This is a genomic window from Exiguobacterium sp. ZOR0005 (assembly GCF_000798975.1).
Lineage (GTDB): Bacteria > Bacillota > Bacilli > Exiguobacteriales > Exiguobacteriaceae > Exiguobacterium > Exiguobacterium aurantiacum.
Genome location: NZ_JTLB01000034.1, coordinates 98041 through 104384 on the forward strand (window position 1 = coordinate 98041; position 6344 = coordinate 104384).

At 51.8% G+C, this 6344-nt stretch carries 4 protein-coding genes; all 4 read right to left on the minus strand.

Annotated features, from left to right (window positions below):
- Window positions 1-12: 12 nt before the first annotated feature.
- Window positions 13-837 (minus strand): DNA-formamidopyrimidine glycosylase, encoded by an 825-nt coding sequence (gene mutM / locus L971_RS14105; RefSeq protein ID WP_024371386.1) that lies wholly within the window; start codon window positions 835-837, stop codon window positions 13-15.
- A 20-nt stretch (window positions 838-857) separates the two neighbouring features.
- Window positions 858-3455 (minus strand): DNA polymerase I, encoded by a 2598-nt coding sequence (polA, locus tag L971_RS14110; protein ID WP_047376384.1) that lies wholly within the window; start codon window positions 3453-3455, stop codon window positions 858-860.
- Window positions 3456-3664: 209 nt separating this feature from the next.
- Window positions 3665-5392, minus strand: a complete 1728-nt coding sequence (gene pnpS / locus L971_RS14115) for a two-component system histidine kinase PnpS (protein ID WP_029334716.1) — start codon at window positions 5390-5392, stop codon at window positions 3665-3667.
- On the minus strand, window positions 5389-6093 hold the full coding sequence (locus L971_RS14120; RefSeq protein WP_024371383.1) for a response regulator transcription factor: 705 nt from the start codon (window positions 6091-6093) through the stop codon (window positions 5389-5391). Before L971_RS14120 ends, pnpS begins: the two co-directional genes overlap by 4 nt.
- Window positions 6094-6344: the final 251 nt, after the last annotated feature.

Genomic DNA, 6344 nt, shown 5'->3' on the forward strand with positions numbered 1-6344 from the left:
CTTGTCCACCTCTTATTTTTGGCAGTGTGGACAGTAATGTGTGCCCCGTCCACCTAGTTTCATCTTTTCAATTGGGCGGCCGCAGTTTCGGCACGGCTCGCCGGTCTGGCCGTATACGTACAACGTCTCTTGAAACGTACCGGTCGCCCCGTCCGGATTCGTATAACTCCGGATCGTGCTTCCCCCTCGCTCAATCGCCTCGGTCAACACGGCGACCGCTTCTTGACGCACCGCCTCGACCTCTTCAAGCGACAACGAGGCCGCCGGACGCGTCGGGTGAATCCCGGCGCGGAACAGTGTCTCATCGACATAAATGTTGCCTAGCCCGACAAAGATCGACTGATCGAGGAGCGCCGTCTTGATAGCGCGGACGTTCATCCGTTTCATGCGTTCATGCAACGTCTCGGCCGTCACATTCGGGTCGAACGGTTCTAAGGCGAGCAAGGACAGCGGCGGCGTCACATACAACGCTTCATTCGTCTTGATCTCCATCGTGCCGAACTTCCGAACGTCGTTATAGTGAAGCGTAGTCCCGTCCGAGAACGTGAAGACGACGTGAGTATGTTTGACCGGACTGACTGTTTCGCCATGCGGATAAAATTTTCCTTCCATCCGCAAATGAGAGACGAGATAACCGTTCGTCAGTTTAAACAAAATAAACTTGCCGCGTCGCTCGACGTCTTGAATCGTCTCGCCGAGCAGCTGTTGTTTCCAAATCTCAGGCTCGTGCCCTCGAATGATTTTTGCGTCGAGCACATCGACGGCTGAAATCGTCTTTCCGGAGACGAACGGTCGCAACCGCCGACAGACCGTTTCCACTTCAGGTAATTCAGGCATAATGACTTCCTTCCTCTAACTTATTTCGTGTCAAACCACGTCTCTCCGAACGATCCGTCCGCACGAAGCGGGACGTCGAGTTTGACGGTGTGTTCCATCGCGCCTTTGACGAGCGTCTCGAGCTCTGTCATTTCTTCTTTCGGCCCTTCAAAGATCAGTTCATCGTGAACTTGAAGCAACAGCTTCGACTGAAGTCCAGACGACCGGAGCGCCGTGTCGACATCGATCATCGCCTTTTTAATGATGTCGGCTGCCGTTCCTTGAATCGGTGTATTGATGGCCGTCCGTTCCGCGAAGCCCCGCAAATTGAAGTTCCGAGAGTGGATGTCCGGGATGTTACGACGCCGTTTGAGCATCGTCTCGACATAACCATGCTCGCGCGCGCGCTCGATTGCGGCATCCATGAACCGTTTGACGCCAGGGAATTGCTCGAAGTACGTATCGATGAACGTCTGTGCCTCTTTCCGGCTGATTCCTAAGTTTTGCGATAGTCCGTAGTCACTGATGCCGTAGATGATCCCGAAGTTGACGGCTTTCGCCTGCCGACGCATGAGCGACGTCACTTCTTCTTTGGCGACACGGAACACGTTCGCCGCTGTCGACGTATGGATGTCCTCGTCATGAAGGAACGCCTCGAGCATCTTCTCATCTTGTGACATATGTGACATGATCCGGAGCTCGATTTGCGAATAATCGACCGCATACAGCATCCAACCTTGTTCGCTCGGCGTGAACGCTTTACGAATCCGCCGTCCTTCTTCTAATCGAATCGGAATGTTTTGTAAGTTCGGGTTGACCGATGACAGTCGACCGGTCTGGGTGAGCGTCTGCGTATAACGTGTATGAATCTTCCCGTCCGCTTTGATCACTTTTTGCAACCCTTCGACGTATGTCGACTGCAATTTGCCGAGTTCTCGATAATGCATGATATGTTCGACGATCGGGTGAAGCGGAGCCAGCTTTTCCAATACGTCAGCCGCCGTCGAGTAGCCAGTCTTCGTCTTTTTGACGGGCGGGAGCGCCAATTTCTCAAACAAGATGACACCGAGCTGTTTCGGCGAGTTGATATTGAACGCTTCACCGGCCAGACCATGAATCTCTTCCTCAAGCTGACGGATCCTGCCGCCGAGGTCTTCTTCCATCACTTTTAACGTCGCGACATCGACGTGGATACCGGCCCACTCCATCTCGGCGAGCACCGCCACGAGCGGACGTTCTAAATCTTGGTACAAGGAGGTCTGCTCGTTTTGATCGAGTTCGGCCGAGACACGGTCGAATAGTGAGAGAATCGCCATCGCCTTTTCCGCGACGTGCTGTTCGAAAACGTCTTGCTCCGGTACGTGACGTTTCGCCCCTTTTCCGTAGACAGCCTCGTCTTCCGGAAGGGTGTAGTCAAAATGAGCGGCAATCGAATCGAGCGTCGTCCCACCTGACAAGTTTAGAAGATATCCGGCCACGAGCAGGTCTTCATAGCCAGCGAGCGTTAATTCATGACGCTTCAATTGAATGATCGTCTGTTTTGCGTCTAAGCAGATGGTTTTCCTTGCCTCATCGGCCAGCCACGATTTCACGGCCGGTTCGCTTAACAACGACACGTCCCCGACCGTCACTCCGGCTTTCGAGGCGATTGCCACACCGATGATGTCGTCTTCGAAATAATCGTCTCGTAATTGTTCAAGGACCAAAACGGCTTCCGTCAAATCTTGTTGTTCGATGCTGACCGTCGTCACTTCTCGTGCTTCTGTCGCCTCTTCGGTCGTCGCTTCCGTGTTCAACTTGCCGAGGAGCGACTTGAACTGGAGGCTCATGAACAACGGCTTCACTTTCGCCGCATCGTAAGGGTGGAACTGTAAATCGTCGACGTCGACGTCGATTGGGACGTCCGTATAAATCGTCGCGAGCTGTTTCGACATTCGAGCTTCCTTTTCATTCGCCTCGACTTTTTCTTTTTGCTTCCCTTTCAGTTCATGCGTATGTTCGTATAGCCCTTCGACCGAACCGTAGTTTGAAAGCAGTTTAAGCGCCGTTTTCTCACCGACACCCGGTATACCAGGGATGTTGTCGGATTTATCACCCATCAACCCTTTCAGGTCGATCATCTGGTGCGGCGTCAATCCGTCGTAACGTTCTTGGAAAGCAGATGCGTCCATCGCTTCGACATCTGTGATCCCGCGTTTCGTTAAGTAAACTGTGACCCGATCATCGATCAGTTGAAGTAAGTCTTTATCTCCCGTGACGATCGTCACCTGGTCAAACGCTTCTCGCTTCGAGAGCGTCCCGATGATGTCATCGGCCTCGTATTGATCGAGTTCGAGCACTTTGATCCCGAACGCCTCGCACAGTTCACGCACGATCGGGAACTGCTCACGGAGCTCGCCCGGTGTTTTTTGCCGACCGCCTTTATAGTCGGCGAACGTATCGTGTCGGAACGTCTTCTTCGACGCATCGAACGCGACCGCGAAATGGGTCGGTTGCTCGTCTTCCATCAATTTCAATAGCATCATCGTGAACCCATACACGGCATTCGTGTTTCGTCCCGATGCATCCGTCATCGGAGGCAGTGCAAAAAACGCACGGTACGTCAGTGAGTTTCCATCGAGGAGCAGTAATTTATTCATGATCCAACCTCCATTCTCTTCTGTATCCATCATATCATACGGGCACATGCGTTCGAAAAAAAAGACCCTTTTCTAATAACTAGAAAAGGGTCAATCTTTCCCGCCCGCGTGGAGATGAGCACCGGGTGGGACACGAGATGATGAAGAGGTCTCACCACTAGAGTAGCACTTGATTGTAAAGAAGGTATGAACGGGACGTGAACTCATTGTTAAGGGAGCGGGAACTCGATCGTGAACGTCGTCCCTTCCCCTTCGACACTGTCGACTTCAATCGTCGCATGATGCAGATCGACGATATGTTTGACGATGGCTAGACCGAGTCCGGTCCCTCCCGAATTACGACTCCTCGCCTTATCGACTCGATAGAACCGCTCGAAGATGCGACCGACTTCTTTTGGATCGATCCCGATACCGTTATCTTTGACGATCAGTCGCGCCGTTTGCTCTTTCCGTTCGACCGCGATCTCGACAAGACTTTCTTCCGGCGAATAGTTGATGGCGTTCGCCACAAGGTTCATGATCACTTGTTTGATTCGATTCAAATCGGCTTGTAAAATGACTTCCCCGTCGTGCCGGGTCTCAAGATGGATCGATTTCTTCTCGGCTTTTTGACTTAAGACGAGGCAGACTTCCTCGACCAGTTGATTGAGCTGCACCGGAGCGAACTCTAGATGAAAATCTTCTCGCTCGAGCCGTGACAGTTCGAGCAAGTCCTCGACGAGCATTTGCATGCGTGTCGCTTCTTTTTGGATGATATCGAGGAACTGATCTCTTAGTTCCGGAACTTCTTTCGCCCCGTCGAGAAGCGTCTCGCTGAATCCGCGAATCGATGTGAGCGGTGTCTTCAACTCGTGACTCACGTTGGCGACGAAATCTTTACGCATTTTTTCAAGTCGCTTCAACTCGCTAATATCGTTGAACAGTAGCGTCGTGCCGCGAAGCATGCCCGTGTCACTAAAGATCGGCGCGGCCGATACCATGTACGTCCGTTGATTGAACCCGGTCCGGATGGATAACTGACGTCGATGCGGTTCTTCCGTCAAATAGACGTCCTCGATCAACGTCTCGACGTCCGGACTTGGCAAGATGCCATGATAAAACTGACCAATCATCAGCTCATCATACTGAAACATATCCCGGTATGAACGGTTGACGAGCGTGACGATGCCTCGCTCATCGACGAGCAACAACCCCGCCCCCATATATTCGATGAGCGACTCGAGCCGTGCCCGTTGTACCGCCTCACCGAGCGAGATCGTTTCAAGGTTTCTTGCGAGCACGTTGATCGAGCCGGCGAGACTCCCCGTCTCTTCGTCGTTCCGCAACTCATACACCCGGGCCCGGTAGTTCCCGTCGGCTAGCTCCCTTAAGACGATCGTCGCCTCATCGATCGGTCGGATGAACTGATTCGTCAAATTGTGGAGAACGAATAAAATGATGAAGAATGAAAAGAACAACGCGAACGCGATCGTCAGCCAAATCCTCGTGTAGACGTTCTCTAAGTCTGAAATATACCGAATAAAACTAAGGTAGACCGTCTCACCTGAAGACAGCTCAATCGGTTTCGTGAATTGAATCAAGTCGTCCCGCGTCGCATTCCCGAATTCTCCATCCGGTGAGATCGTCTCTGCGTCGATGCGGTATTCAAACGTCCCCACCCGAAACGGCGTCCCGGCAATCACTTCCATGCGTCGATTGAGCAATAGGATGTCAAAGCTGCTCGCATCGTCGATTTGGCCGACGTAGTCTTGAATCTCTGCCAACTCACTTCCATCGAGATATAACGCAGCGAGCTTCGCATCCTCTTTCAACCGGTCGCGCTCCGAGTCCAAATAAAAATCTTTAAACAACTGACCGAGCACGATGCCGAGCGTGAGTAGCACACCGGTCACGAGCAAGATGAGCGTCGTCAAGAAACGCGAACGATACGTCTTCATTCGGCCATCGGTTCTTCCATCTTATATCCGAGACCACGAATTGTTTTAATATACGTCGGCTTCTTCGTCACCGGCTCGATTTTTTCTCGCAAGTGGCTAATGTGAACGTCGACGATTCGCGTGTCTCCGACGAAATCATAGTTCCAAATCGCTGACAACAGTTGGTCGCGTGTCAAGACACGGCCTTTGTTTTTGGCGAGATAGGCGAGCAGTTCGAACTCTTTCGGCGTCAATTCCAACCGCTCACCTTTTTTGAATACTTCATAGTTCGAAGGAACGATTTTGACGTCCCCGATCTCAATCGCATCTTGATCACCTGACGCCACTTCTGCCGGCGTCGAGCGTCGAAGAATCGCCTTCACTCGCGCGACGACCTCGCGCGGGCTGAACGGTTTCGTCAAATAGTCGTCCGCTCCGAGCTCAAGCCCTAACACTTTATCGAACTCGTCATCTTTAGCCGTCAGCATGAGAATCGGTGTATTCACTTTTTGCTGGCGCAGTCGTTTACACACTTCAAGACCATCCATTTCCGGCAACATCAAATCGAGGACGATGAGTACGGCATCTTGTTTTTCGGCAAGTTCGAGCCCGGTCTTACCATCATGGGCGGTCTCCACTTCGAAACCGGCTTGTTCTAAATTAAACTTCAATAACGTCGCAATCGATACTTCATCATCGACGACAATCACTTTATCGGCCACACTTATTCCTCCTCTAATCACTTCTTATCACACTACCCATTTTACAAAGCAATGCGCCATCACACCAACTTCAAAGCAAATCTTTACAAAAACAAAACAAATCCACTGTCTGTTTCAAGTGTAGCACGACGTGTCTCGTCCGTGCCGCAACAAAAAGACCTGCTTGCGGCCTGAAGTGCTCCCTGTCAAGTAGACAGGACAAACAATGAAAACCAGCCTAGGCGGCTTGAGACCTGTATTCGACAGGGCTC